This window comes from Burkholderia sp. D-99, from assembly GCF_011605345.1.
GTDB lineage: Bacteria > Pseudomonadota > Gammaproteobacteria > Burkholderiales > Burkholderiaceae > Burkholderia.
The window spans coordinates 1537378-1562990 of record NZ_JAAOXM010000001.1 but is presented as its reverse complement, the minus strand read 5'-3'; the positions used below and the strand labels follow the sequence as shown (position 1 = coordinate 1562990).

At 61.1% G+C, this 25613-nt stretch carries 19 protein-coding genes, 1 tRNA gene and 1 pseudogene; 16 read left to right on the top strand and 5 right to left on the bottom strand.

All coding sequences use genetic code 11. The features are described from left to right. Positions 1 to 32 precede the first annotated feature (32 nt). Positions 33 to 842, top strand: coding sequence for a GTP cyclohydrolase FolE2 (gene folE2 / locus HAV18_RS06775; protein ID WP_006486446.1), 810 nt, complete (start codon positions 33 to 35; stop codon positions 840 to 842). Between the two features lie 71 nt (positions 843 to 913). On the opposite strand, the gene tsaD is transcribed toward folE2, so the two are convergent. Next, complete coding sequence (tsaD, locus tag HAV18_RS06770; protein WP_166953962.1) at positions 914 to 1954, bottom strand: tRNA (adenosine(37)-N6)-threonylcarbamoyltransferase complex transferase subunit TsaD; 1041 nt, start codon at positions 1952 to 1954, stop codon at positions 914 to 916. A 130-nt stretch (positions 1955 to 2084) separates the two neighbouring features. Between tsaD and HAV18_RS06765 the strand changes: the two genes are divergently transcribed. The 10 genes from HAV18_RS06765 (at position 2085) to HAV18_RS06720 (ending at position 12619) form a co-directional block, all read left to right on the top strand. Then, the gene (locus HAV18_RS06765; protein WP_166953961.1) at positions 2085 to 3305 is read left to right on the top strand and encodes an NAD(P)/FAD-dependent oxidoreductase; all 1221 of its coding nucleotides are present in this window, start codon (positions 2085 to 2087) and stop codon (positions 3303 to 3305) included. Between the two features lie 106 nt (positions 3306 to 3411). Then, entirely contained in the window at positions 3412 to 3624 is a 213-nt protein-coding gene (gene rpsU, locus HAV18_RS06760; protein WP_006751743.1) for a 30S ribosomal protein S21, read from the top strand. A gap of 202 nt (positions 3625 to 3826) precedes the next feature. Next, entirely contained in the window at positions 3827 to 4273 is a 447-nt protein-coding gene (locus HAV18_RS06755) for a GatB/YqeY domain-containing protein (RefSeq protein ID WP_166953960.1), read from the top strand. A gap of 71 nt (positions 4274 to 4344) precedes the next feature. After that, entirely contained in the window at positions 4345 to 6216 is a 1872-nt protein-coding gene (gene dnaG / locus HAV18_RS06750) for a DNA primase (protein WP_166953959.1), read from the top strand. A gap of 88 nt (positions 6217 to 6304) precedes the next feature. Then, entirely contained in the window at positions 6305 to 8722 is a 2418-nt protein-coding gene (rpoD, locus tag HAV18_RS06745; RefSeq protein ID WP_166953958.1) for an RNA polymerase sigma factor RpoD, read from the top strand. Positions 8723 to 8851: 129 nt separating this feature from the next. Next, a tRNA-Ile gene (locus tag HAV18_RS06740) sits at positions 8852 to 8927 on the top strand. Between the two features lie 174 nt (positions 8928 to 9101). Next, on the top strand, positions 9102 to 10337 hold the full coding sequence (locus HAV18_RS06735; protein WP_166953957.1) for a phage integrase central domain-containing protein: 1236 nt from the start codon (positions 9102 to 9104) through the stop codon (positions 10335 to 10337). Positions 10338 to 10471: 134 nt separating this feature from the next. Continuing rightward, the gene (locus HAV18_RS06730) at positions 10472 to 11182 is read left to right on the top strand and encodes a hypothetical protein (protein ID WP_166953956.1); all 711 of its coding nucleotides are present in this window, start codon (positions 10472 to 10474) and stop codon (positions 11180 to 11182) included. Between the two features lie 626 nt (positions 11183 to 11808). Beyond that, the gene (locus HAV18_RS06725; RefSeq protein ID WP_166953954.1) at positions 11809 to 12036 is read left to right on the top strand and encodes an AlpA family transcriptional regulator; all 228 of its coding nucleotides are present in this window, start codon (positions 11809 to 11811) and stop codon (positions 12034 to 12036) included. A 52-nt stretch (positions 12037 to 12088) separates the two neighbouring features. Then, positions 12089 to 12619: a hypothetical protein gene (locus HAV18_RS06720; RefSeq protein ID WP_166953952.1), complete on the top strand. Its 531-nt coding sequence runs from the start codon at positions 12089 to 12091 to the stop codon at positions 12617 to 12619. A 966-nt stretch (positions 12620 to 13585) separates the two neighbouring features. On the opposite strand, the gene HAV18_RS06715 is transcribed toward HAV18_RS06720, so the two are convergent. From HAV18_RS06715 to HAV18_RS40340, 3 genes and pseudogenes are all read right to left on the bottom strand, one after another. Next, the gene (locus tag HAV18_RS06715; protein ID WP_166953950.1) at positions 13586 to 13744 is read right to left on the bottom strand and encodes a hypothetical protein; all 159 of its coding nucleotides are present in this window, start codon (positions 13742 to 13744) and stop codon (positions 13586 to 13588) included. A 92-nt stretch (positions 13745 to 13836) separates the two neighbouring features. Then, entirely contained in the window at positions 13837 to 14229 is a 393-nt protein-coding gene (locus HAV18_RS06710; RefSeq protein ID WP_166953948.1) for a DUF6232 family protein, read from the bottom strand. Between the two features lie 266 nt (positions 14230 to 14495). Next, positions 14496 to 14786 (bottom strand): annotated as a pseudogene (locus HAV18_RS40340) (tyrosine-type recombinase/integrase); the annotation flags it as partial. A gap of 534 nt (positions 14787 to 15320) precedes the next feature. On the opposite strand from HAV18_RS40340, the gene HAV18_RS06705 reads away from it, so the two are divergent. Continuing rightward, entirely contained in the window at positions 15321 to 16187 is an 867-nt protein-coding gene (locus HAV18_RS06705) for a GIY-YIG nuclease family protein (RefSeq protein WP_166953946.1), read from the top strand. Positions 16188 to 16790: 603 nt separating this feature from the next. Here the strand turns inward: HAV18_RS06705 and HAV18_RS06700 are convergent. After that, positions 16791 to 19466: a LuxR C-terminal-related transcriptional regulator gene (locus tag HAV18_RS06700; protein ID WP_243771552.1), complete on the bottom strand. Its 2676-nt coding sequence runs from the start codon at positions 19464 to 19466 to the stop codon at positions 16791 to 16793. A gap of 258 nt (positions 19467 to 19724) precedes the next feature. Here HAV18_RS06700 and HAV18_RS06695 point away from each other — a divergent pair, with 258 nt between their 5' ends. The 4 genes from HAV18_RS06695 to HAV18_RS06680 all read left to right on the top strand — a co-directional run bounded on the left by HAV18_RS06695 (position 19725) and on the right by HAV18_RS06680 (position 25474). After that, positions 19725 to 21365 (top strand): fatty acid--CoA ligase, encoded by a 1641-nt coding sequence (locus tag HAV18_RS06695; protein WP_166953942.1) that lies wholly within the window; start codon positions 19725 to 19727, stop codon positions 21363 to 21365. A 79-nt stretch (positions 21366 to 21444) separates the two neighbouring features. Continuing rightward, complete coding sequence (locus HAV18_RS06690) at positions 21445 to 22215, top strand: SDR family NAD(P)-dependent oxidoreductase (protein WP_166953940.1); 771 nt, start codon at positions 21445 to 21447, stop codon at positions 22213 to 22215. Between the two features lie 203 nt (positions 22216 to 22418). Continuing rightward, on the top strand, positions 22419 to 24569 hold the full coding sequence (fadB, locus tag HAV18_RS06685) for a fatty acid oxidation complex subunit alpha FadB (RefSeq protein ID WP_166953938.1): 2151 nt from the start codon (positions 22419 to 22421) through the stop codon (positions 24567 to 24569). A 122-nt stretch (positions 24570 to 24691) separates the two neighbouring features. Next, a complete protein-coding gene (locus tag HAV18_RS06680; RefSeq protein WP_166954194.1) occupies positions 24692 to 25474 on the top strand; it encodes an SDR family NAD(P)-dependent oxidoreductase in 783 nt (260 codons plus the stop codon). Positions 25475 to 25613: the final 139 nt, after the last annotated feature.

The window sequence follows — 25613 nt, the reverse complement described above, 5'->3', positions numbered from 1 at the left end:
GTCGAACGCGCGGCTTACAAGGATTGAACAAGATGAACCAGATGAATCCCGCCTTCGTGATGCCCGACGTGCAGAGCACGGTGGATACCCGCCAGATTCCGATTCAGCGCGTGGGCGTGAAGGCGGTCCGGCATCCGTTGACGGTGTGTACCGAGAGCGGCGACGTGCAGCCGACCGTCGGTGTCTGGAACCTCGACGTCCGCCTGCCGGCCGACCAGAAGGGCACGCACATGTCGCGCTTCGTCGCGCTGCTCGAAGAGAACCGCGCGCCGCTGACGGTCGAGCGTTTCCGCGCGATGCTCGCGTCGATGCTCGAGAAGCTGGAAGCCGAGGCGGGCCGCATCGAGGTCACGTTCCCGTACTTCGTGAACAAGACGGCACCGGTATCAGGCGTGCAGAGCCTGCTCGACTATGAAGTGACGCTCGCGGGCGAAAGCCGCAACGGCGACACGCGCCTGTTCCTGAAGGTGCTCGTGCCGGTGACGAGCCTGTGCCCGTGCTCGAAGAAGATCTCGCAGTACGGCGCGCACAACCAGCGCTCGCACGTGACGATCGACGCGGAGCTCGCGGCCGACCTGCCGGTCGAGGCGCTGATCCGCATCGCGGAGGAAGAGGCGTCGTGCGAGCTGTGGGGCTTGTTGAAGCGTCCCGACGAGAAGTTCGTCACCGAACGTGCGTACGAGAACCCGAAGTTCGTCGAGGATCTCGTGCGCGACGTCGCGCAGCGTCTCGACGCGGACGAGCGCGTGGTGGCGTACGTGCTCGAAGCCGAGAACTTCGAGTCGATCCACAATCACAGCGCGTATGCACTGATCGAACGCGACAAGCGGCAGGCCGCATAACGCTGCGTCGTTTTGTCGCGCGAATGAGAAAGGCCGCTCACTGAGCGGCTTTTTTTCGTGGGTTGCGCGGTTCAGCGTGCGAGCGACGCGAGATCCCAGCGCGGCTTCACCGTGAATGCGTAGTCGGCATTCGCCTGCTCGGGCCAGCGGCCGAGCCGCAGCGCGCCTGCGAGCGCGATCATCGCGCCGTTGTCGGTGCAGAGCGCGAGATCGGGGTAGTGCACGTCGAAGCCGCGCTTGGCCGCGGCGGCCGATAGCGCTTCGCGCAACTGGCGGTTCGCGCCCACGCCCCCCGCGACCACGAGGCGCTTGAGCTTCGTCTTCTTCAGCGCGGCGAGCGACTTTGCGACGAGCACGTCGACGGCCGCGTCGACGAAGCCGCGCGCGAGGTCGGCCTTCGCGCGGTCGAGCGCAGCGCCCTCCAGCTTCGCCGCCTCGAACTTCTTCATCTGCGTGAGCACGGCCGTCTTCAGGCCGCTGAAGCTGAAGTCGAGATCGCCCGAATGCAGCATCGGGCGCGGCAGCACGACCGCGCCCGGCGTGCCGGTTTCGGCGAGCTTCGATACTTCCGGGCCGCCCGGGTAGCCGAGGCCGATCAGCTTGGCCGTCTTGTCGAACGCTTCGCCGGCCGCGTCGTCGAGCGTTTCGCCGAGCGTCTCGTACACGCCGACGTCGGTCACGCGCATCAGTTGTGTGTGGCCGCCGGATACCAGCAGTGCGACGAACGGGAACGGCGGCGGCTGGTCGACGAGCAGCGGCGACAGCAGGTGGCCTTCGAGGTGATGGATGCCGACGGTCGGCTTGTTCCATGCGAGCGCGAGCGCATTCGCGATGCTCGCACCGACCAGCAGCGCGCCGGCGAGGCCGGGGCCCTGGGTGAACGCGATCGCGTCGATGTCGTCGCGGCGCGTGCCGCTTTGCGCCATCACTTCCTCGAGCAGCGGTAGCGCGCGTCGGATGTGGTCGCGCGACGCGAGTTCGGGCACGACGCCGCCGTACTCGCGGTGCATCGCGATCTGCGAGTGGAGCGCGTGCGCGAGCAGGCCGCGCTGCGTGTCGTAGAGCGCGAGGCCGGTTTCGTCACAGGAGCTTTCGATGCCGAGAACGAGCATGGGTGCGGGCAGGGCGCGCCGTATCGAGCGCGCCGCAGGAAGGTCAACGTAACCAGAAAGTATAGCAGGCGAGGGCCCGCCGCCGCTGGCGGCGGCCCGGGCCCGATGCCGGGCAGGTACAATCCGCGCCATGGAAACTTTTGACATCGCCGTGATCGGCGCGGGCGCCGCCGGGATGATGAGCGCCGCGGTTGCCGGGCAGCTCGGCCGCCGCGTCGTGCTGATCGACCACGCACCGCGGCTCGCCGAGAAGATCCGCATCTCGGGCGGCGGCCGCTGCAACTTCACGAACCTGTACGCCGGCCCCGACAACTATCTGTCGGCGAATCCGCATTTCGCGCGCTCGGCGCTGGCGCGCTATACGCCGCGCGACTTCCTCGGGCTGCTCAAGCGCCATCATGTGACCTGGCACGAAAAGCACAAGGGTCAGCTTTTTTGCGACCACGGCAGCGACGCGGTCATCGACGTGCTGAAGCACGAGTGCGACGCGGGCGGCGTCGCATGGCGCAGGCCTGTCGTCGTCGACGCGGTGCGCCACGCGCCGGCCGACGGCTTCACGCTCGACACGCAGCAGGCCGGGACGATCGGTGCGCGTGCACTGGTCATCGCGACCGGCGGCCTGTCGATCCCGAAAATCGGCGCGACCGACTTCGGCTACCGGCTCGCGAAGCAGTTCGGCCACAAGCTGATCGACACGCGGCCGGCGCTCGTGCCGTTGACGTTCGCCCAGCAGGACTGGGAGCCGTTCGCGGCGTTGTCCGGCGTATCGCTCGAAGTGCGCGTCTCGACCGGCGACAAGAAGCGCGGCGGCGAATTCGTCGAGGATCTGCTGCTGACCCATCGCGGACTGTCCGGGCCCGGGATCCTGCAGATCTCGAGTTACTGGCAGCCCGGCGACCCGATCCGCGTCGATCTGTTGCCGCAGCGCGATACGGTGGCCGACCTGCTCGACGCGAAGCGCACGTCGAAGCGCCAGATCGGTTCGCTGCTCGCCGACTGGGTGCCGTCGCGCCTCGCGCATGCGTGGCTCGACACGCATCGCGTCGCGGCCGACGCGCGGCTCGCGGACCTGCCCGACAAGACGCTGCGCCAGGTCGGCGACGCGCTGTCCGGCTGGACGCTGACGCCGAACGGCACCGAGGGCTACAAGAAGGCCGAAGTGACGAAGGGCGGGGTCGATACGCGCGACCTGTCGTCGGCGACGATGATGAGCGCGCGCGTGCCGGGCCTGTTTTTCGTTGGCGAGGCGGTGGACGTGACGGGCTGGCTCGGCGGCTACAACTTCCAGTGGGCATGGGCGTCCGGAACGGCGGCCGGGCAAGCCGCTGCCGAGTATTCGCGCGGCGCCTGACATGCCGGGCCGACGCCGTTTTGGCGGGACCAGGCCCCGTGCCTTTAGGCAATCGCTCTGCTATACTCGGTAGTCTTTCCCTGCAAACCTTTATTCGTGTCGGATCATGACGATCATTCGCGTTAAAGAGAACGAGCCGTTCGAAGTTGCAATGCGTCGCTTCAAGCGCACGATCGAGAAGAATGGTCTGCTGACCGAACTTCGCGCGCGCGAGTTTTTCGAGAAGCCGACCGCGGAGCGCAAGCGCAAGAAGGCCGCTGCAGTGAAGCGTCATTACAAGCGGATTCGCAGCCAGACGCTGCCGAAGAAGCTGTACTGAACGATTGGGCGCCGCACGGTTCGCTGAGCGGCGCACCGGCGACTCCGTGCGATCGCGGAAGATCGAGCGTGATCGTGCGACCGATCAGGCGAGCCGCCGATGCCGGATTCGAGCAACCCGCTTGAGACATTGTCCCAAGCGGGTTTTTGTGTTGACGCCCTTTGGGTGGGCGTCGGATTCACGTTTCCTTCCCGGGTGAAAGATGAGTTTGAAAGAGCAGATCAGCGAAGACATGAAGGCCGCGATGCGCGCGAAGGAAAGCGAGCGCCTGGCAACGATTCGCCTGCTGATGGCCGCAATCAAGCAGCGCGAAGTCGACGATCGGATCACCCTCGACGACGCAGGCATCACGGCCGTGATCGACAAGATGATCAAGCAGCGCAAGGATTCGATCAGCCAGTTCCAGGCAGCCGGCCGTGACGACCTCGTTGCGAAGGAGCAGGCCGAACTGGTCGTGCTGGGCGGCTACATGCCCGAGCAGCTGTCGGAGGCCGAGGTGGCCGCAGAAGTCCAGGCTGCGGTCGCGCAGACGGGTGCCGCCGGCCCGCAAGACATGGGCAAGGTGATGGGCGTCCTGAAGGGCAAGCTCGCCGGCCGTGCCGACATGACGGCCATTTCGGCGCTGGTCAAGGCCGCGCTCTCGAAGTAACACCCGTTTCCCCGGTGCGCGCAGTGCGTGCGCCGGGGTGTCGTATTGTCTTTTTTTCGCTCGATCCCACGGTGATTCCGCATTCGTTCCTGCAGGACTTGCTGAACCGCGTCGATATCGTCGACGTGGTGGGCCGGTACGTGCAGCTCAAGAAGGGCGGCGCCAACTTCATGGGGCTGTGCCCGTTCCATAACGAGAAAAGCCCGTCGTTTACGGTCAGTCCGACCAAGCAGTTCTATCACTGCTTCGGTTGCGGCGCGCACGGCACGGCGATCGGCTTTCTGATGGAACACGCGGGGCTCACGTTCCCGGAGGCCGTGCAGGAGCTCGCGCAGTCCGTCGGTCTGACCGTGCCGCACGAGCCGTCGATGCGTGGCGGTGGTGGGGGCGGTGGCGGTGACTATCCGGCGCCGGTGTCGAAATCGGTTGCGACCGCGCTGTCCGATGCGATGACCGCCGCGTGCGACTACTACCGCAAGCAGTTGCGCGGCGCGACCGTCGCGATCCAGTACCTGAAGAACCGGGGCCTGACCGGCGAGATCGCCGCACGCTTCGGGCTTGGCTATGCGCCGGACGGTTGGCAGAACCTCGAAGCCGCGTTCCCGGACTATCGCGACGAGTCGCTCGTCGAGTCGGGGCTCGTGATCGTCAGCGAGAAGACCGATGCGCAGGGCGTCGCACGCCGCTACGACCGGTTCCGCGAGCGGATCATGTTCCCGATCCGCAACGTGAAGGGGCAGGTGATCGGCTTCGGCGGCCGCGTGCTCGGCAGCGGCGAGCCGAAGTACCTGAACTCGCCCGAAACCCCGCTGTTCAACAAGGGGAGCGAGCTGTACGGCTTGTTCGAGGCGCGGCTCGCGATTCGCGAGCGCAAGTACGTGCTGGTCGTCGAAGGCTACATGGACGTCGTCGCACTCGCGCAGCTCGGGTTCCCGAACGCGGTGGCGACGCTCGGCACCGCGTGCACGCCGATTCACGTGCAGAAACTGCTGCGCCAGACCGATACGGTCATTTTCAGTTTCGACGGCGATTCGGCCGGGCGGCGGGCGGCCCGGCGCGCGCTCGAGGCATGCCTGCCGCATGCCGGCGACAACCGCACGATCCGGTTCCTCTTTCTGCCGACCGAGCACGATCCGGACAGCTACGTGCGCGAATTTGGCGCGGATGCGTTCTCCGAACAGGTCGAGCGCGCGATGCCGCTGTCACAATTTCTGCTGAACGAAGCAATTGCCGGCAAGGCGCTCGATCAGCCGGAAGGCCGCGCGAAGGCGTTGTTTGATGCGAAGCCGATGTTGCAGGCGCTGCCCGCGAACGCGTTGCGTGCGCAGATCATGCACATGTTCGCCGACCGCCTCGATATCCCGTTCGAAGAGGTTGCGGGGCTGTCCGACGTCGATACGCGGATCGCGGCTCCGCCGCGCCAGGCGCCCCCGCGCAGCGAGCGGCGCCGTGTGACGGACAGCGAAAAGCGTGCGCTGCGCACGCTGGTGATGCATCCGCGCATCGCGTCGCAGCTCGACGATGAGCAGCTTGCGACCCTGCGCGCGTTGCCGCGCATCGGCGAGTTGTTCGCGGAAGTCGTCGATCATGCGCGCGCGCTGGGCGACGGCGCGGAGTTCCGGCTGCTGTCGGATGTCCTGCGGACGTCCTCGAACGGGGCGACTTACGAGGAAATCTTCCGCGAAATTCTGGACTATGATGAAAACGTCCGCGATTTGCTGTTACAGAATCCGGAAGACGAGACGGTGCCCGAGCGGCAGCGTGAACAGGAACGGATCGCGGGGGAGGAACTGCAGGCGGCGGTGCTCAAGATGCGTTACGACGCCTGCTGCGACCGGCTTGACAGGCTGGCGCGGCAATCCACCTTCACACCCGAGGAATTGGCCGAATTGACGGAATTGAACCAGCAGCGAACCGACATGAAGCGTCGGCTCGGGCTGTAGGCGGCCGGGGAGCTTAGAGAGGGTTCCCCAGCGTGCTATAATATAAGGTTTCCAGCGGTTTGTTTTCTAAGCAGAGGCGAGAATCGCGATGGCAAAGACGACAGGCGGAAAGAAAGCAGCAGGCAAGGGCTCGACGGAGCCGACCAAGAAGGTCACAGCGGCCAAGTCTGCTTCTTCCACCAGGACAACGTCTTCAGCCACGTCAGCCCCTGCAGGAAAGAAAACCGCGGCCGGCACTGCTCAGGCTGCGCCGGCGCCGGCAGCCAGAACACGGGCTGCCGCCAGACCCGACTCCGGGCCGGCCAAGCCGGCGGCGAAGCGGGCAAGTGCGAAAAGCGCAAGGGACACGACTGCCGCCGCGGACGAAACGGCAGTACGTACTACTCATGCACCCACGGTTCAACCGGCTGTCGTCCAGCAGCCGCGAGTCGATATAGCCGGTACGGCGAACTCCATGACCAAAAAGCTGAACGAAGTATCCGTCGTTGACGACGCAAATCAGAGCGACGAGCAGCCCGCAGCCGCGGCTGCACCGGGCAAATCCAAGGTGCGCGATCGTCGCGCCAAGGAAAAGGCGCTGCTGAAGGAAGCGTTCGCGACGAGCACGCCCGGCACGGCCGAGGAGCTCGAAGAGCGCCGCGTGAAGCTGCGCGCGCTGATCAAGCTCGGCAAGGAGCGCGGCTTCCTCACGTACGCCGAAATCAACGACCACCTGCCGGACAACTTCACCGAGACCGAAGCCCTCGAAGGCATCATCGGCACGTTCAACGACATGGGCGTGGCGGTCTACGAGCAGGCGCCGGACGCGGAAACGCTGCTCCTGAACGACAACGCGCCCGCCGCGTCGTCGGACGATGAAGTCGAAGAGGAAGCGGAAGTCGCGCTGTCCACCGTCGATTCGGAATTCGGCCGCACGACCGATCCGGTCCGGATGTACATGCGCGAAATGGGCACGGTCGAACTGCTCACGCGCGAAGGCGAAATCGAGATCGCGAAGCGGATCGAGGACGGCCTGCGCCACATGGTGATGGCCATCTCCGCGTGCCCGACGACGATCGCCGACATCCTCGCGATGGCCGAACGCGTCGCGAACGAAGAGATCCGCGTCGACGAACTCGTCGACGGCCTGCTCGATCCGAATGCTTCGGACTCCGCCGATACCGACGGCTTCTCCGCGAAGGAAGCGGAAGCCATCGAGAACGAGGACGAGGAAGCCGAAGAGGAAGAGGAAGAAGAGGAAGAGGAGGAAGATGACGGTGCCGCACAGGCATCGGCCAACGCCGCCCAGCTCGAAGCCCTCAAGCGTGCCTCGCTCGACAAGTTCTCGCAGATCAGCGAGTGGTTCGACAAGATGCGCCGCGCGTTCGAAAAGGAAGGCTACAAGTCGAAGGCCTACCTGAAGGCGCAGGAAACGATCCAGACCGAACTGATGACGATCCGCTTCACCGCGCGTACCGTCGAACGCCTGTGCGACACGCTGCGTGCGCAGGTGGACGAAGTGCGTCAGGTCGAACGTCAGATCCTGCACATCGTCGTCGACAAGTGCGGCATGCCGCGCTCGGAATTCATCGCGCGCTTCCCGGGCAGTGAAACCGATCTCGACTGGTCCGAGAAGATCATGGCCGAAGGCCATACGTACGGCGCGGTGCTGTCGCGTAACGTTCCGGCGATCCGCGAACAGCAGCAGCGCCTGCTCGACCTGCAGGCGCGCGTCGTGCTGCCGCTGAAGGACCTGAAGGAAACCAACCGCCAGATGGCGGCCGGTGAACTGAAGGCGCGCCAGGCGAAGCGCGAAATGACCGAGGCCAACCTGCGTCTCGTGATCTCGATCGCGAAGAAGTACACGAACCGCGGCCTGCAGTTCCTCGACCTGATCCAGGAAGGCAACATCGGCCTGATGAAGGCGGTGGACAAGTTCGAATACCGTCGCGGCTACAAGTTCTCGACCTATGCGACGTGGTGGATCCGCCAGGCCATCACGCGCTCGATCGCGGACCAGGCGCGCACGATCCGTATTCCGGTTCACATGATCGAGACGATCAACAAGATGAACCGCATCTCGCGGCAGATCCTGCAGGAAACCGGTCTCGAGCCGGATCCGGCAACGCTCGCCGAGAAGATGGAGATGCCGGAAGACAAGATCCGCAAGATCATGAAGATCGCGAAGGAGCCGATCTCGATGGAAACGCCGATCGGTGACGACGACGATTCCCATCTCGGCGACTTCATCGAGGACACCAACACGGTCGCGCCGGCGGATGCCGCGCTGCATGCGAGCATGCGCGACGTCGTGAAGGACGTGCTCGATTCGCTGACGCCGCGCGAGGCGAAGGTGCTGCGGATGCGTTTCGGTATCGAGATGAGCACCGATCACACGCTCGAGGAAGTCGGCAAGCAGTTCGACGTCACGCGCGAGCGGATCCGTCAGATCGAGGCCAAGGCGCTGCGCAAGCTGCGTCACCCGAGCCGTTCCGACAAGCTGAAGTCGTTCCTCGAAGGGAACTGATTTCCAGCGTCTCTCCTGCGAACGCCACCGACATCCGCGTGATGCCGGTGGCGTTTGTCTCCTTTGTTGTTACAATGCCGGCCCGGCTTCTTTGTCGGGGCAGCGTGTGACACGCTTCGATTCTCATCAGGGCTTGTAGCTCAGCGGTTAGAGCAGTCGACTCATAATCGATTGGTCGCGGGTTCGAACCCCGCCGGGCCCACCAAATTCGCTTCCAAGGTTATCCAAGGAAATCTCGAAACCCGCGATGCCGCAAGGCTTCGCGGGTTTTTTATTTCCTGAGGCGTTCAAGGGATTCCATGGACAGCCAGGGGCAAGTGGGGGCAGTATTGGGGGCAAGTGTACTTTCCCTGTTGCTTGTTGCCCCCGGACCTGTTCGATGCCTTTAACCGATACCGCTATCCGTAACGCAAAACCTGCTGAAAAACCGATCCGCTTGTTCGACGGCGGCGGGCTCTACCTTGAAGTTGCCCCGAGTGGCGGCAAGTGGTGGCGGTTGAAGTACCGCTTCTCCGGCAAGGAAAAACGCATTTCCTTAGGCGTGTACCCAGAGGTCAGTCTGAAAGAGGCGCGTGAGCGACGCGACAAGGCTCGAATGTTGCTGGGAGCAGGAACTGATCCGGGAGAGACTCGAAAAGCCGAAAAACGCGTGGCTCGGCTCGGGGCTGAGAATACGTTCGAGGCTATCGCTCGGGAGTGGTACGCGAAATACTCGCCCTCATGGTCGGAGAGCCATGCTACGCGCAATCTCGCGCGCCTGGAGGCTGACGTTTTTCCTTGGATGGGTGCGCGTTCCATTGCCGGGTTGACGCCTCCTGAAGTGCTGGACGTATTACTCCGTGTGGAGAAGCGCGGGGCTCTGGAAACGGCGCACCGGTTGCGCGGAATCATCGGTCAAGTGATTCGATATGGAGTCGCGACGGGCCGTGTCGCTCGTGATATCACGGCCGATTTGCGTGGCGCATTACCGCCGAATCAAGTTCAGCATTACGCGGCAATCACGGATCCAACCCAGGTTGGTGAGTTGTTGCGCGCCATTGATGGCTATGCTGGAACACTGCCAGTGTCGTGCGCGTTGCGGCTTGCGCCATTGCTCTTTCAGCGCCCTGGAGAACTACGAGCCGCTGAGTGGGCAGAGTTTGATCTGGAAGAGGGGACCTGGGAAATACCGGCAGAAAGGATGAAGCGTACCAAGTTGGGCAAGGCATCAGGTGGTGCGCACATCGTCCCGTTGCCAACCCAGGCTGTAGAAGTTTTGCGTGAGCTGCGTCCACTCACTGGTAGCGACCGGTTTGTGTTTCCTAGCGTTCGCACCAAAGATCGCCCCATGTCGGACAACACGGTCAATGCTGCGCTTCGTCGTTTGGGCTACGACCGAGAAGTAATGACCGGGCATGGGTTTCGAGCCATGGCACGTACGATCTTGGCCGAAGTTCTTGGAGTGCCGGCAGAGATTATCGAGGCGCAGTTGGCGCATGCAGTTAGAGATCCGCTGGGTAGGGCATACAACCGTACGACATTCTTGCGAGAGCGGCGAAATATGATGCAGCGTTGGGCTGACTACCTCGACAGTCTAAAAGCTGGAGCTGAGGTACTGCGCTTCGGTGCTGCATAGGTCGTTTGTGCGGCTGCGAAGTGGCGCACGGCAATGCACGAGTTCATGAAAATTCGTATCCTTGGAGGCTAGGTTCGGAGCAGGCATGTCCCCTTCGGACTGAATTTTTGTGAACTAGTGGATAAACAACAAATATGGACCGCCCGATTCGCCAAGAGCTAGATCTCAAGAAGTACCTGGATCTCACGCTCGATAGTTTGATGAATTGCTACATCTACCAAAAGCCCGGTGCAACCGAGGACGATTTCGCAGACCGCATCATGATGCCCGTGATGTCGAGGGATGACCGGACTGTTGAGGATCCGGTCGATATCGTGATGCAGTTTGCCTCTGCGAGTGACAAGGCCGCAGGTCGGGACAAAATTGCGAAGTCTCCCTACGGCGCTATTGTGGTCTCAAGTGTGTATTGGGTCCGGGCGGGAGTTGCGCTCAAGAAGGGGGATACGTCTCTGGCATGGTCGTACTTGGCAGATGCACGGTTCTGGTGTGGCGTTTCCATATCTCAGGTGGGGATTGACCAGGCGCGGGAGCGGACGATTACCAGGACGCATGAGAAGGCGACGACCGAGGCACGGGCCAATCACGGAAAATCTGGTGCTGCGGGGCGCGATAAGGCATATGAGCCGGTTCGTGATTACGCATACAAGCTGACGAGGGAAATGAGGCCTGAATCCGGTTGGCGCTCGCGTTCGCAAGCTGTTAAGAGGATAAGCGGCTTCGTTTTGGAGTATTCGATCGAGCATCCTCCGCGCCTGAAGGAGAGCGGCTTTGAAAAGACTCTCGACAAATGGCTGGCTGGCATGCCCGATTCTGCTGAGCTCTTTCCTGGAAAGGTGAAAGAGTGACCGGTTGCCTCCTTTTTCGGTCAGGTGCCGAGAAAGGGGGGAGCTCTGGCTTCGGACTTGGCAACTTTCAGCGATATCCGCAGGTTAGTTCCAACGTATCCATGGCGATTCGCTTCGGGTTGAGGTCATCAACGCCGAGGCGAATAGCTACAAGAAATGCGTGACCACACGAGACTGGTAGTGGAGACGAGCCGCATCTCGACTACCTGCTTGATGCAATCAATCCAGCATGTGTCGGCGACTTGCGAAGTGGCGAACACGCCAAGATAGCTCCGCCGGTACATTCCCCCATCTCCATTGAGGTGTCGCGTGATTGGGGCTGTGCGATCTGTTCTCCCCGAGCCTGCCTCGAGCTTCCGACGCATTCTCATCTCTGTACCATTGGCGGCGCGGCGGCGACCCTCGTTGCCTGTGGCGGGCTGGTCGTGTCGCTCCCGATGAATCGATTCTCGCCTCGGAGCTGCTGGTCAAGATCGTTCGATGCAGGTTCGTCGGCAGCAAATTCCCAAATTTAGTACCCCCTTTGCGGGCAAACGTACGCAGTTTGCCGGCAAGTGGCGTATCCAAGCGGTGTTCAGCTTTCTAAACTCAACTCATCGAATCCAACTGAAACAAAGGAGTGGCCGATGGGTAACGAAGAAACAACGCAGATCAACATCCTCCGTCTCAAGCGCTTGAAGGAAAAGACGGGAATCTCGCGAAGCACCGTCTATAACAAGATGAATCCTGAAAGCAAGTATTACGACGCCGAATTCCCGAGGCCGATTCGCCTTGGTGACAGTTCTGTGGGGTGGCGGGAGTCTGATGTAGACGCCTGGCTGGCAAGCCGTCCTCAAGCAATCAAACACAAGTAAGCACAAGCATCACTTAATTTTCAAACAATTACCGAGAGATCGAAAACTAATCATGGCAGATACCACCCAATTCCAAGCAGACGCTCGTTCGACCGCTGATAAATTCACCGGATACTTGCATGCAATCAGCAAAGAGATGCGTTCCTTTGCCGCGTGTGTACGAGCACATCACGTTGTTATCGAGGATGCGATTCGTAACGGCGTACCGTTGGAGGCGATCGCGCATGGGCTATCACAAGCGTACGGCGTCCGGGGTTCGTTGGCGGCATTGAAATCTGCCTTGAATCGTATCCGGCGCATGAGGGAAGCCGAACTTGACCGGCAGTGGTACGACCAGGTCGATCGGGAGCAGTATGGCGCGTCCGCATTCCGAGTGGAGCCGCATGGCAATGCTCATCCGATGAATGGGAGGATGCCGCAGCAGAGCGCGCAGGCTGTCCGTCCATATGGCATTCCTACAATGGCGCAGCATCTGCCGGGAGCGTCAACGTCGATGCCAGGCAGTGGGTACCCCTATCCACCGTACGTAGCGCCGCAGCAACGAAGCATCTATCCCTACGGGCAAAGCGATGACCGGTATTGATGCGACCAACTTCACTCATCCTATGTACAGAGGGTGAGTTTTTCCCCACGATCAGCGGCGCGCCGTCTGAGCGCGCCGTTTCTTTTTATATGCCCAAATTGGCTTTCAGATTTTTGAGTCGCCGCCCAAGTTGACAAATCTGGTGTTTGAGCTTAGTCGGGGCAGCACCCCGACGGCTGTCGGCAGCGCTTGGGGATTATCTAATCAGTGGTGCAATCTCTGTCTCACGAGACTGCGGGTGCTCCTTGGGTGAGTCGCGTTAGTAAACCGATTGATTCGTGGCAGGCCAATCATGTCAGCCCTATGCGCAACAGGTGAGTGCATGCGCTGACCCCAGGCAGTTCATCAATGGTTGCCCGCCAAGATCCAATTGGCAAATCTCTTTGCACTTGATCTGATACTTTGTGAATCTGCGGAGACTCTGTTGGGTTACTCGGAGAGCCCTCAAAGGATCTAGGCGCCTACTCCAAGGCAACTTCTTGCGAATCCGACGCATCGCGGTATCACTATCTAGTTGTAGCCGGTTCGAGTACCTCTAGGTACACCGGCCGCCCGAATTGCTGGATGGCGCCGGCGTGATACCAGTTCAGCGGCAGGTCCGGCACGATGTCGTTCCCGTTTTTGTACAAACGGAGCGGCACCTGTGCGAGCAGCGACGTGACGTCGTCATTTTTTTGGCCGAGACTCAACTGCTCAAGAAGGTCCAGCTTCCGAAGGATCGTGGGCCCGTGTCGTCAATCGAGGATCGATGCCGCTGGCGGCCGACTAAGCAGACAGATCATCGTTGAATTCGAGGACGTCTTCTCGGGGGATACGCAGTTTGATGGCAGGCATGGAACGCTCCAGATCACGCAACCACGTCATCATCGCGCAGCCCTTTAGATGTGAAAAGCCCCGCTCGGGGCGGGGACTGGCGAGTGCCTGTTTATCCAGCAGGGCCCTTCAAGAAGGTGCTCCCTCCGGAAGTTACTTGCGCCGCTCGTAGTGATCCCCTGTGCGAGCGTTCTTGTATTTCCCGCCCTTGTGAGAAGATCCGTGGCCACCAGCGTAATGACCACCGCGCGCAAGGGCGATGGTGGGCGCCGCCAAGGCGGCACAAAGCAGAACTGCGATGATCTTCGTCATGATCTGGTCTCTTGCGTGGTCGGCCGTCGTTATGCTCTGTAGCCGAGGTGGTTGATCTCTTGTTATTGCACCGGCATGCTCCAACCCCTGCTTCAGCCTCGAAATACCACGGCTTGGTTGAGCGCGCTAACGATCTGCTGAACGAGGCCACGATCCGGTGACTGGAACGCGCGCACCTCTCCCGAGGCGGTATGTAACAGTACGTCATACTGCCCTTTGGCGTTCCAAGCGAGAAACACACCCAAAGCAATCGCGATCAAGCCAAACACCCACGCATGCGCGAACAGGATCAGGACACCGATGATGGCAACAATCACGCCAAGTGCCCTGGACGGTGCTTTCTCGAGGTGCTTGATGGAAGTGACGTTGCTCATGGCGTACGTCTGGCCCGGCACGATAAAGCGTGTGTTCGTGACGGTCACGTTTCCATGCTGGAAAAATACGGTTTCGCCGGTGGCACCGGGCTGGCTGACAAGTGTGCTCAAGATTCCCCCGAATCGTTGGTCGCTTATTTGCAGAATCATCGCCGCCGTACCGCGAAATCTTCTCCGCCGGTCGGAGCTGTAGTGGCGCCTATCAAGGCAAAAATACCACTACCGATAAGATACCGGACTGGCTAGCATTGGCAAGTAGTAGTATGAATTGGCCAACGCTAGCCAATGACAGGGATCGCACCCGTTGAATTCACGACCACGATTTCTTAGGAGTGTTTTTGGGGTATAAATTTTGAAAATACCCACCACCTTCCCTGTCAGCATTGACGCATGAGTTCTGTCCGCACCTCACGGGTAGGAAACGCGTCCAGCCTAATAGTCCACCACCACTGCGTCATCTTCCGGCGCTCGGGCAGGTACCCGGCGTGGTTATAGGCCGCGCGAACCTCGTCGCACTCGCAGTGAGCTAGCTGCCTCTCGATCCAGTCTCGGTTGAAACTGTGCTCGTTCAGGATGGTCGAGGTGAGCCCCCGGAAACCGGGGCCCCTCATCCGCGAGTGGTAACCCATCCGGTACAACTCGTACAGGATGGTGTTCTCGCTGATCGGCTTCTTGGTGCTCGATCGATTATGAAGCACGTACTGCCCGTCACCATTGATCTCGCTTCACTCGTACGATTCGTGGCGCAGATGAAATTTAACGCGGAGGCTTCGTATCCTATAGACAGAAGCGTTGTCGTCGTGTTCTTTCCTTTCCGATTGTCTTGGAGAGAGGAAGAACCTACGGAGATGGTGAGAGTCCACCCTTGAGCGAGTGAAACGAAGCGATCAGACGAGCGGAGCGCCCTATGTGCCCTTAAGGGCACGGGCGCGTAGCGTTACTTTTTTATCGGTGACCTTCGAGGGTCACCGACTAACTTTCTTTAGCGGAACGAGGACTCCTCGTGGAGCGTCAATCTATCGAGCCCTATGGGGGCGAGATCTGACTTTGAAATAGCGAAATGCATAACGTGTCTTATGGGCACGAAGGACACGCAACGTAATCTCCCACTCGAAATAGTCGACTTGGCCACAAGACCAATCTCAAAAAATAAGCCGCCTGACATAACTTATGTTCAACGTGACAATCCGAGAGAAAATTGAATGAATGTCAACAACCAGTTCACCGCTGAAGATCCATCTCAGTCGTGTTATCTGTACATGCTGGCGCATGCCGACGGCAGCGTGTTCAAGATCGGAATCGCGCATGATATCCCTGCGCGGGCCACGGCTTTTTCTCAACGAGTGGACTACGCGAAGTCTTGGGCGGCAAAGGGCACGCGCGAGGCTTGCTACCGCGCGGAGGGTGTGCTGCACCGTCTGCTTCATCGATTTCGGCGAAGGCTTAATGGAGATGGCGGAACCGAGTGGTTCTCAATGGAGTGCAGTGACCGCGCACTAGCCTTATTCGATGCCCTTCGCGAGGATATCGGTATCGGTCAACTCAAGCTCGTCGAGCCGCCGCGTGACACGGTCAAGCAGAGTCATTACTCGCAACTTTCGCGTGAAGAGCGGGTGCGCCGGCGCGAGGCGCGACGTCAGGAGATGATCGAAACGAAATCTCAGGAAAACATCCGGCGCATCGCGGTGCTCGAACGCGCTGCGGCGACGATTATCAAGGAAGCTCAGGTAAGGCGGCACCGTGCGTCTTTGACTGGCGGCAGTTTGTTTGTGCGAGGTACAAAAGAGGCCCTTGACGCTACGCGTACTTTGCTCGAGTACGGTGGGTTTAGTCTTGAGCATGGTGGGTTTAACGTATTCGGCCATCTACATATCCGGAAACGACGGAGCGAGCACATGCCAGGGTTCGCAAAATTGACCGTCTGGTGGCGTCACATTGAGATACAGGATGCGGTGTTCTCTGCGGACACTCGTGATCGCCTAGTAGGTGTCTTCGAGATGTTATTTTCGGAACACCTCGACCACTTGTTACCAGACAGCAGCGACAGCGAATTCATTGCAGAGTCGTAGCCATGGTAGGCGGCAGCGCGAGCAGCATTCGGTCTCCGTGACCGAGCTGAAGCCTGTGAGGAAATTGGCTCGTCACTGTTGCCGTAGAAGTGCGACTGTATCTCCGCCTTCGAGGTAGCAACGATGCCCCCCATTGCCGATGCCGACGTGCTGTGCTCCTGCTATTGGCATTGTTTTTCGCACTCAAGTAGTCCGGAGGTTGGGGCCGGGCAGGGGAGCGCGATCAGCTCGTACATCGAGAGGGTCGCTACCCGTGGCGAAATCGTGGCTGCGAAGTTCTTCGCGAGCAACCGCCCAAGTGGTTGCATCTCCCGTGCTTGACTTCACATGCCGACCAGTCGTTGAGCAAGCACAGGCGGAAGATGTGATGCTGGACTCTCGTCGGTGGGATAGACCCGCTTCAAGGGTTGCCAGTACCAATCACCGCGCTGATTTCGAATTCATAGTCGAGCTTGCGACAGGGACATCGATCGGCGTAGCAGACGAACCGTCGCGAAACTGCCCTGTCGGACGATAGACGTGTTGGCCACCATACTACGCTGTGTCGGGGTAGCTAGATTTAGATGTAAACCGTTGGCTAAGATTCGGTGATCGCAAAAGAGGTCAGCCGATCAGTCCGAGCTTTCGCGCGATCGCCACGGCCTGCGTGCGGCTATGGGCACTCACCTTGTTGTTGATGTTGCGCAAGTGAGTACGAACCGTACTCTCGGATACGAACAGTTTCTCCGCGATCGCCTGATTGGAGTACCCTTCAGCCAAAAGCTGAAGGACACGAATTTCCTTGGGTGTCAGCGGATCGAGCAGCTCGGGTTGATCGGCCGTGGCCGGCGTGATCGGCTCGTCTGCCAGCCCGCACGCACGCCCTAGTCTGAGGATGTAGTCAGCCAGGATCGGATCCGGCGACGCCGCGCCGCTCACATCAAGTGACCGGGAAAATTGTCGTAGCAACGGACCCACATGTTGCTCACCTTCATCGAGCAGCAAGCGCACAAAACCTTCTCGGCACGCAGCTTTGAGCACCGGATCCAGTATGGATTGGGCTGCTATCGGGTCTCCCGAGCGGTGTGCCGCAATTGCAGCAAGCAAACGTAGTTTCATTGCACGCCGATGGCGAGCTTCCTGATCGGCCAGTTCTGCTGCCTTGTTCAACCGTGAGACGACAGCTTGCGCGTCGCCGGCAAGTGCTTCCCATCGGAGCTTCGCAAGCTTAAGGTAGTCGAGATCATTGCCGATAAGGTGCAATTGCCCGACATGGCTCCATAGTGCGGGATCCTCTGCACGCGCCAATTCATCCTGTGCCGCACGATGATGTCCCTGCATTAACAGGATACGGGCGCGCTCGAGTTTCGCACCGGCAGTCATGCGTGTAAGGCGTCGAACATGCCCGAGATACTCGAGTTGAGTGAGAATTTCGAATGCCTCGTCTACGTCGCCGCGAGCGAATGCGACCCGAGACTGCATCACGTGACCGAGCATGACGTGATCGGGGAGAAGTACATCGCGGGCGAGGGGGACATAAACCTGAAGAAGATGCGCCGCCTGAGCGAGGTCGTTGGTTTCATATACGGTTGCCGCGTACATCAATCCGGCCCAGGCATTACCCCCAGTATAGCCATCGTGATGCGAGCTGCCGCTCGCCACTGCAATGCGCAACCGGGCAGTCGCTTCGCGCAGGCGCCCTTCCTGAAGATCGAAAATTGCCTCGATAGTTTCGGAATACATGATGTTGAAGGCACTGAAATCCGTGCCTTGCGAGCGTCTGGCCATCTCCAGCAGGCGACGTGATTCCGATCGTTGGCCCGCAACGGCGAACTGGTTCGCCATCACGTTAGCGAGCATCATGTCGGCGAATACCGAACCGGTCGGACAATGCTTCAGGCATTCGCGGCCGACCTCGAGCGCCTTCTCGGAGCGGTCCATCATAGCGAGCAGAACCGGCCGGAGAGCGAGTACGTGCGGGCGCACTTGAGGGTCGTCAACCTCCTGCAAGCGACTGGACTCGAGGAGCTCCATGGCTTCCCATGGCCCGCGCGTGAAGTTGACGGACCAGATGCGCGCCGCGAGCAGCATCGGGTGGTCGTGCAGGATCTGGGCGGGTAGCGCATCGAACCAGCGCGAAAGCAGGCGCATCCTTCCCTGTGCGAGCAGCGGTAGCGCAAATTTCTCGAGCAGGTCGACCGCACGCGGGAAATCGCTTCCTTCGAGCGCGTGATCGATGGCGGGGACCGGCCGCCGTTGATTCAGGTACCAATCCGATGCGACCCGATGCAAGCGCGGTATGTCATCCGGTGCGTCGCGCTGCAACTGCGCCTTCAGGAATTCGGCAATCAGGCTATGGTATCGCCAGGTTCGATCCTCGCTGTCGATCAGCGCAATCAGGCTGGACGCCTCGAGCTGGTTGAGAATCGGTTCGCAATCCATGTCGGGCAGAAGCCTTTGACACAAAGGGACGCTCAGGTAACGCAAGATGCTGGTTCGCAACAGAAACTGGCGAACCGGCTCTGATTGCTGGGCGAACACATCCTCGGCCAGATAGTCTGCAACCGACCGGTTGGTACCGGAGAAACGGTTGATGAAATCGGCGTGAGAATTATTGCGACGGAGCGAAGCAGACGCGAGCCACAACGCTGCCGCCCACCCTTCGGTCTTGTTATGGAGGCGTGCCAGTTCGCTTTTCGGAAGCGATGCGCCCTGAACGATACGGAAGAATTCGTCGGTCTCGTCGAGAGAAAACCGCAATACATGCGCATCGATTTCGACGAGTTGCCCACGCGCACGCAGTCGCCCCATCCGCAGGTCCGGCAGGCTGCGTGAACCGATCACGAGCTGGCCACCATGAGGCAAATGGTCGATGAATTCCCGTATCCATGCGACGACGCTCGGATCCTGTAACACTTCGAAGTCGTCTAGGAAGACCGCGAACGGCTTTTTTAGACCGGCGACGACGTTCATCACACGCAACGCGGCCTCACCGAGCGTCTCCGATTGCGGGAAACTCGTGTCGGAAAAAGCGTCGTCACCGACTACGGTCGCGATGGCGACCTTGAAGCCCTGCAGGAAACGGACGGGATCGTTATCTGCGCTGTCGAGGGTAAACCATGCGGCGGACACCGATGCCTGTTCGAGTCGAGCGTGGTGTTGCAGCATGGCCGTCGTCTTGCCGAAGCCAGCCGGTGCGCGGACGAGAACCAGGCGAGGCGACGCAGATGCGCTTAGCAATTGACAGACACCCTGTCGAATCACCTGGGACGCGGAAGCGGCGGGAGGGCTGACTTTCATGCTCGGTATGCGCCGAGCTTCGACTGAAGGCGAAGTCATTTGCGAAGTCGGGAAAGCGGACCGTATAGTCTAGCAAAGCAGTCGAGTCTCTGCGTTCGGGATTTTCCCGCCGGACTGGACCCTGGCGATCGGGATTGCCGAGTCGACAGGAATCGTCGTATCCGACGATGCCTGTGCGTGGCATCCGATCTACAGTTGGGACAGGCTACCGGCACATATGTTCGCCGCGCCTTGATACGAAAAGAGAACTGGAGACACATGAACCCGTACGCCTTTCCGCTGCTGATCAAGCAACTGCTTGTCACGCCGATCGCGCAGCGCTCACGCAAGGAAATCGTCTACCGTGACCTCGCGCGTTTTGATTATGCGACGCTGATCGAGCGCATCAATCGCCTCGGCAGCGCGCTGTCGAGGATCGGGGTTGGCAAAGGAAGTACGGTTGCGGTGCTCGACTGGGACACCAACCGCTATCTCGAAGCCTATTTTGCGGTTCCGATGCTTGGAGCCACGCTGATGACGGCGAATTTTCGCCTTTCCTCTGATCAACTCGCGTACACACTCGATCATGCCGGCGTGGACACGATGCTGCTGAATGTCGACTTCCTGCCGATGATTCAGCAAATTAGCGAGCAGCTACCGCAGATCACGCGCTTCATCTGTCTCAGTGACGACAAGGTCGTGCGTCCCGGATTTGCATGGGCGGGCGAGTACGAATCGATGTTGGCGGCTGCCGATCCGGTGCATGAGTTCCCGGAGTTCGACGAGAACACGCGCGCGACGCTGTATTACACGACAGGCACCACCGGCAATCCGAAAGGCGTGAGCTTCAGCCATCGACAAATCGTATTGCATTGCCTGACGGTGCTGGCAAGCGTTTCCCAGGCGGGCGAGAACGGACGATTCTCGCGCAACGACGTGTACATGCCGCTTACACCAATGTTTCATGCGCATGCGTGGGGTTATCCGTACATCGCCACGCTGTGCGGCTGGCAGCAGATCTATCCGGGACGATACGAACCGGCGGTGATCGTCGATCTGGTCAAGCGTGAGCGCGTGACTTTCTCGCATTGCGTTCCAACGGTGCTGAGCATGGTGCTGGGGGCGCCGGATGCATCTGGCGCGGATTTTCATCGCTGGAAGGTACTGATCGGCGGCAGCGCGTTACCGCGCACGTTGTGCCGGCAGGCGCTCGCTCGCCACATCGATATCTATACCGGGTACGGGATGTCGGAAAGCTGCCCGCTGTTGACGCTGGCACAGATCAAAACGGACCTTCTGGACGAGATCGACGATGCGGATGCGCGCGAAGAGCGCGATATAGATATCCGCACGACGGCCGGGATGCCTATCCTGATGGCGCAGGTTCGGGTGGTGGACCCGGCCGGCGACCCTTTGCCGGAAGACGGCGTGTCGGTTGGCGAGGTCGTCGCGCGCACGCCGTATCTGACGCAGGGTTATCTGAAGAACGATGAGGCCAGCGCCGCCCTGTGGGACGGCGGCTGGATGCACACGGGCGACGTCGGCCGTTTTGACGCGCACGGGTACCTCCATCTTGTCGATCGTGCGAAGGACGTGATCAAGAGCGGCGGCGAGTGGATTTCGTCGGTCGAGCTCGAAGGATTGATTGGCCAATGTCCAGGCGTCGCCGAGGTGGCGGTGATCGGTATACCCGACGAGAAGTGGGGTGAGCGGCCGCTGGCCGTGGTCAAGGTCGAGCTGGATGCGGCGCTGGATGCGTGCACGTTGCGTGCACACATGCACCGTCTGGTAGAACGCGGGGTTATTCCGTCGTATGCGATGCCGGACGCGTTCGAGTTGGTCGAGCAGATCGACAGGACGAGCGTCGGCAAACTAGACAAGAAGCGCCTCAGGGCGCGCTACACGCAAAAGCTCGGGTGAGTCTGCAACCTTGGCGACGTCCAGCGGTGCATCGATACGGACGGCGGATATGGAAGCATCCCTCTGAACGGGAGAAGGAATGGATCTGGGTATCAAGTTGAAGGGGCGACGCGTCCTGATAACGGGCGCGTCGTCGGGTTTCGGTGAACACTTTTCGCGCCTGGCCGCCCGCTGCGGTGCGTCGGTCGTTGTCGGTGCGCGACGAGTTGCGCGACTCGAGGCGCTAGCCGTGGAGCTGCGCGAACTTGGCGCGCCGGACGTGACGGTGTTGCCGCTTGACGTTACCGATCCCGCATCCGTATCGGCCGGGTTCGACACGATTTCCGCGACCGGGGCACCGCTCGACGTGGTCGTCAACAACGCAGGTATTTCCGGGGACGGACTGGCCATCGATCAGCCGATCGAACGGTTCGACGAAGTGATGGCGATCAACCTGCGCGGTGCGTGGCTGGTCGCGACGGAAGCCGCCCGACGCTGGCGGGATTTGGCGCGGGGCGGCGCGATCGTCAATGTCGCATCGATCCAGGGCGAACGCGTCGCGACCGGCATCGCGGCTTACTCGACGTCGAAGGCGGCGGTCGTGCACATGACGCGCAGCCTGGCGCTCGAGTGGGCGCGTTACGGTATTCGCGTCAATGCTATCGAGCCCGGGTATGTGCGTACCGAGATGACCGATGGGCTATGGGAAACCGAGCATGGCAAGGCGATGATCAAGCGCATCCCGATGAGGCGTCTTGGAATGCCGGAAGAACTCGATGGGGCGCTGCTGTTGCTTGCGACGGATGCGGGTTCATGGATTACCGGTGCGGCGCTGGCGGTCGATGGCGGGCATCTGGTGTCGTCGCTCTGATGGTTTGACTCGGGGCCGGTGGTGCCGAACACACGGTCAATGAAAGGCGGGCGTCCAATCGGACGCCCGTTTTTGTTTGCGCCGACGAATGCATGGCCCGGACGACTCGTCGTGCGATTCGTCGCTTCCGACGATGAGTTCGGGAGTGCGCTTGCCTACACTGGTTCGCATCGAGTAGTAGCGAACGATTGGAGGAAAGTTTGTTGTTTCAAGGTGAAAACATCAGCGTGCTGCCGTTGGTCGACGGATTTGTCGAGTTGCGATTCGATCGACGCGATGCCGCGATCAACAAGCTGGACGCTCGCACGATCGACGAATTTCAGAAGGCGACGGTATGTATTGCCGCGACGTCAGCAGTGCGCGGCGTGCTTGTGACAAGCGCAAAGGACGTATTCATCGTCGGCGCCGACATCACGGAGTTTTCTGCGATGTTCCGACAATCCGCGGACGCAATTGCCACTGCCGTACGCACGAACGACGCGCATGTGACCACGTTTGAGGATCTCCCCGTTCCGAGCGTGATTGCGATCAACGGCTATGCGCTCGGCGGCGGGCTCGAACTGGCGCTGCTCGGCGCGTTTCGCGTGATGGCGTCGAATGCCCGGGTCGGGCTCCCGGAAGTCTCGCTCGGGTTGATTCCGGGGCTGGGCGGCACGGCCCGGCTATCGCGCGTGGCCGGTCTGGCCGCCGCGATCGACTGGGTTGCCACGGGGCAGTCGTTCGATGGTAATGCGGCGATCGCGGCAGGCGTGGTGGATGAAGTCGTTGCGCCCGATGCGCTGAGAGAGACCGCGCTCGCATGGCTGCGCCGCGCGGCGACAGGCGAAATTGACTGGCGAGCTGCGCAACGACGCAAGAAGGTGTGCCTGCCGATATCGGCGCGCGAGGCAGCGGATGTTATCGACCGCGCCCGTTCCAGGATCAGCGCACTGCACGACCTGAACCGACCCGCCGCTGCAATTGCGGCCGAGACGATGGAGCGCGCCGCAGTGCACGATCTTGAGGACGCACTCGATAACGAAGCCGATTCATTCGGCCGTGTCGCACGTACACAAGCAGCTGCGTCGCTGGTCCAGATTTTTCTCAATGAGCAGGTGCTCAAGAAGCAGGTCAAACGTTCCGCGCAGGCGGCAAGGCCGGTTTCGCGGGCTGCCGTGATCGGTGCCGGAACGATGGGCGGTGGAATTGCGTACGCGAACGCACTCCATGGCATCCCGACGCGCATGAAGGACATCTCGCAAGCACGGCTCGACGCAGGAATGGACGCGGTTCGCAAGCAACTGGAGCAGCATGTGCAGAGCGGCTGGCCCGGCCTTGGGCAGGCTGACGATAGTTACGCGTCGATCACGCCACAACACGACGATGCCGGCCTGGATGAGGTCGACTTTGCCATCGAGGCCGTAGTCGAGCATCCTGATGTCAAGCGTAGCGTACTCGCCGAACTCGAGCGGTTGGTGCCTGCCGATACGGTGCTGGCTTCGAACACGTCGAGCCTCGGTATCGATGAACTGGCCCGCTCGCTAGCGCGTCCGGAGCAGCTTGTCGGCATGCATTTCTTCAATCCGGTGTCGAAGATGCGACTGGTCGAGGTGGTACGCGGCAGCCGGACGAGCGACGCGGCAGTGGCGACGGCAGCGGGGTACGCAGTTGCATTGGGCAAGACCCCGATCATCGTGCGCGACTGTCCGGGTTTCGTCGTCAACCGCGTGCTGATGCCCTACGTCAATGCATTTCTTCGTCTGCTGGAGGACGGCGCCGATTTCGAAACCGTCGATCGCGCGATGGAGGGTTTCGGCTGGCCGATGGGGCCGGCGTACTTGCTGGACGTGATCGGGATGGACGTGCTCGACCGTGTCGTCGACGTGATCGGTGCCGGCTACCGCGACCGGATGCCGCCGGTCGGCGGCAGTGCACTCGGACTGATGGTCGAACGGCAACGCTACGGGCAGAAATCGGGCGAGGGATTCTATCGGTACGACGCCGCCCGGGCGGGGCGGCCGTCGAAGTGCTCATCGCCGGATGCCCATGCGCTGGTCGCGACCCTTCAATCGAATGGCCCGCGCGCATTCCCGGACGACGTGATCATCGAACGCATGATGCTGCCGATGATCGTCGAAGCGGCGCGTGTGCTCGATGAGTGCGTAGTCGCGACCGCAATCGAACTGGATATGGCACTCGTCCTGGGGCTCGGTTTTCCCGTGCACGCCGGCGGCGCGCTCAAGTATGCCGACTGGCTCGGTCTCGATCACGTCGTCGCAATGTGCGACCGCCACGCCGAGCTCGGCGCGACCTATGTCGCGACACCGACCATGCGTGCGATGGCGGCGGCAGGGGCTCGTTACTACCCTGCGTGATACACGCGGGATTGCAGCTTCACTCGACCTTGCACCCGTGTGCGGGCAATACGTCGAGCGGAAGACAACCGTTCCGAACCGATCGAAGGTCGGTTCCCACTGAAAGGATTCAAGGAGACGCCATGCAACTGAACTCATGCACCGCCGCCATCGTTACGGGGGGCGCATCGGGCCTCGGCGCCGCGACTGCACGCCGCCTCGCGGCTCACGGCGTGAAGGTCGCCCTGTTCGACATGAGCGTCGAACAGGGCGAAGCGCTGGCGCGGGAAATCGGCGGCTTGTTCTGCAAGGTCGACGTCACGTCCGACGAGCAGGTCGACGCGGCATTCGCTGCCGCGCGCGCCGCGCACGGCCAGGAGCGCGTACTGGTCAATTGCGCCGGCACCGGTTTCACCGCAAAGACGGTGGGCCGCGACCGGAAGACCGGCGAGATTCGGCATTTTCCAATTGACAGCTTCGACAGAATCCTACAAATCAATCTGGTCGGGACATTCCGCTGCATCGCGAAATCGGCGGCCGGCATGCTGAAGCTCGAGCCATTGGAAGACGGCGAACGCGGGGTCGTCGTCAATACGGCGTCCGTGGCGGCACAGGACGGGCAGATGGGGCAGGCGGCATACAGCGCTTCGAAGGCTGCATTGACCGGCATGACGTTGCCGATCGCGCGTGATCTGATGAGCGAAGGCATACGCGTCAACACGGTCATGCCCGGCATCTTCGATACGCCGCTAATGCAGGCGGCACCTGACAACGTCAAGGAGGCGCTGGCTGCATCGGTGCCTTTTCCGAAGCGCTTCGGCCAGCCGGCGGAATTCGCACAGCTCGTCGAAACGATGATCGTGAACGGCTATTTCAACGGCGAGTGTGTCCGACTGGACGGCGCGATCCGCATGGCACCGCGCTGATCAAGGACGGCGAGGTGACCGGTGTCCATCGAGCCGATCGCTTCGCCTGCCGGACATGGCGGCAATACGGACGGCTCCCGGGCCGACATGCTCGACACGGACGTCCGGCGGAGAATCGCCGTCGGCAACCCTCACATTC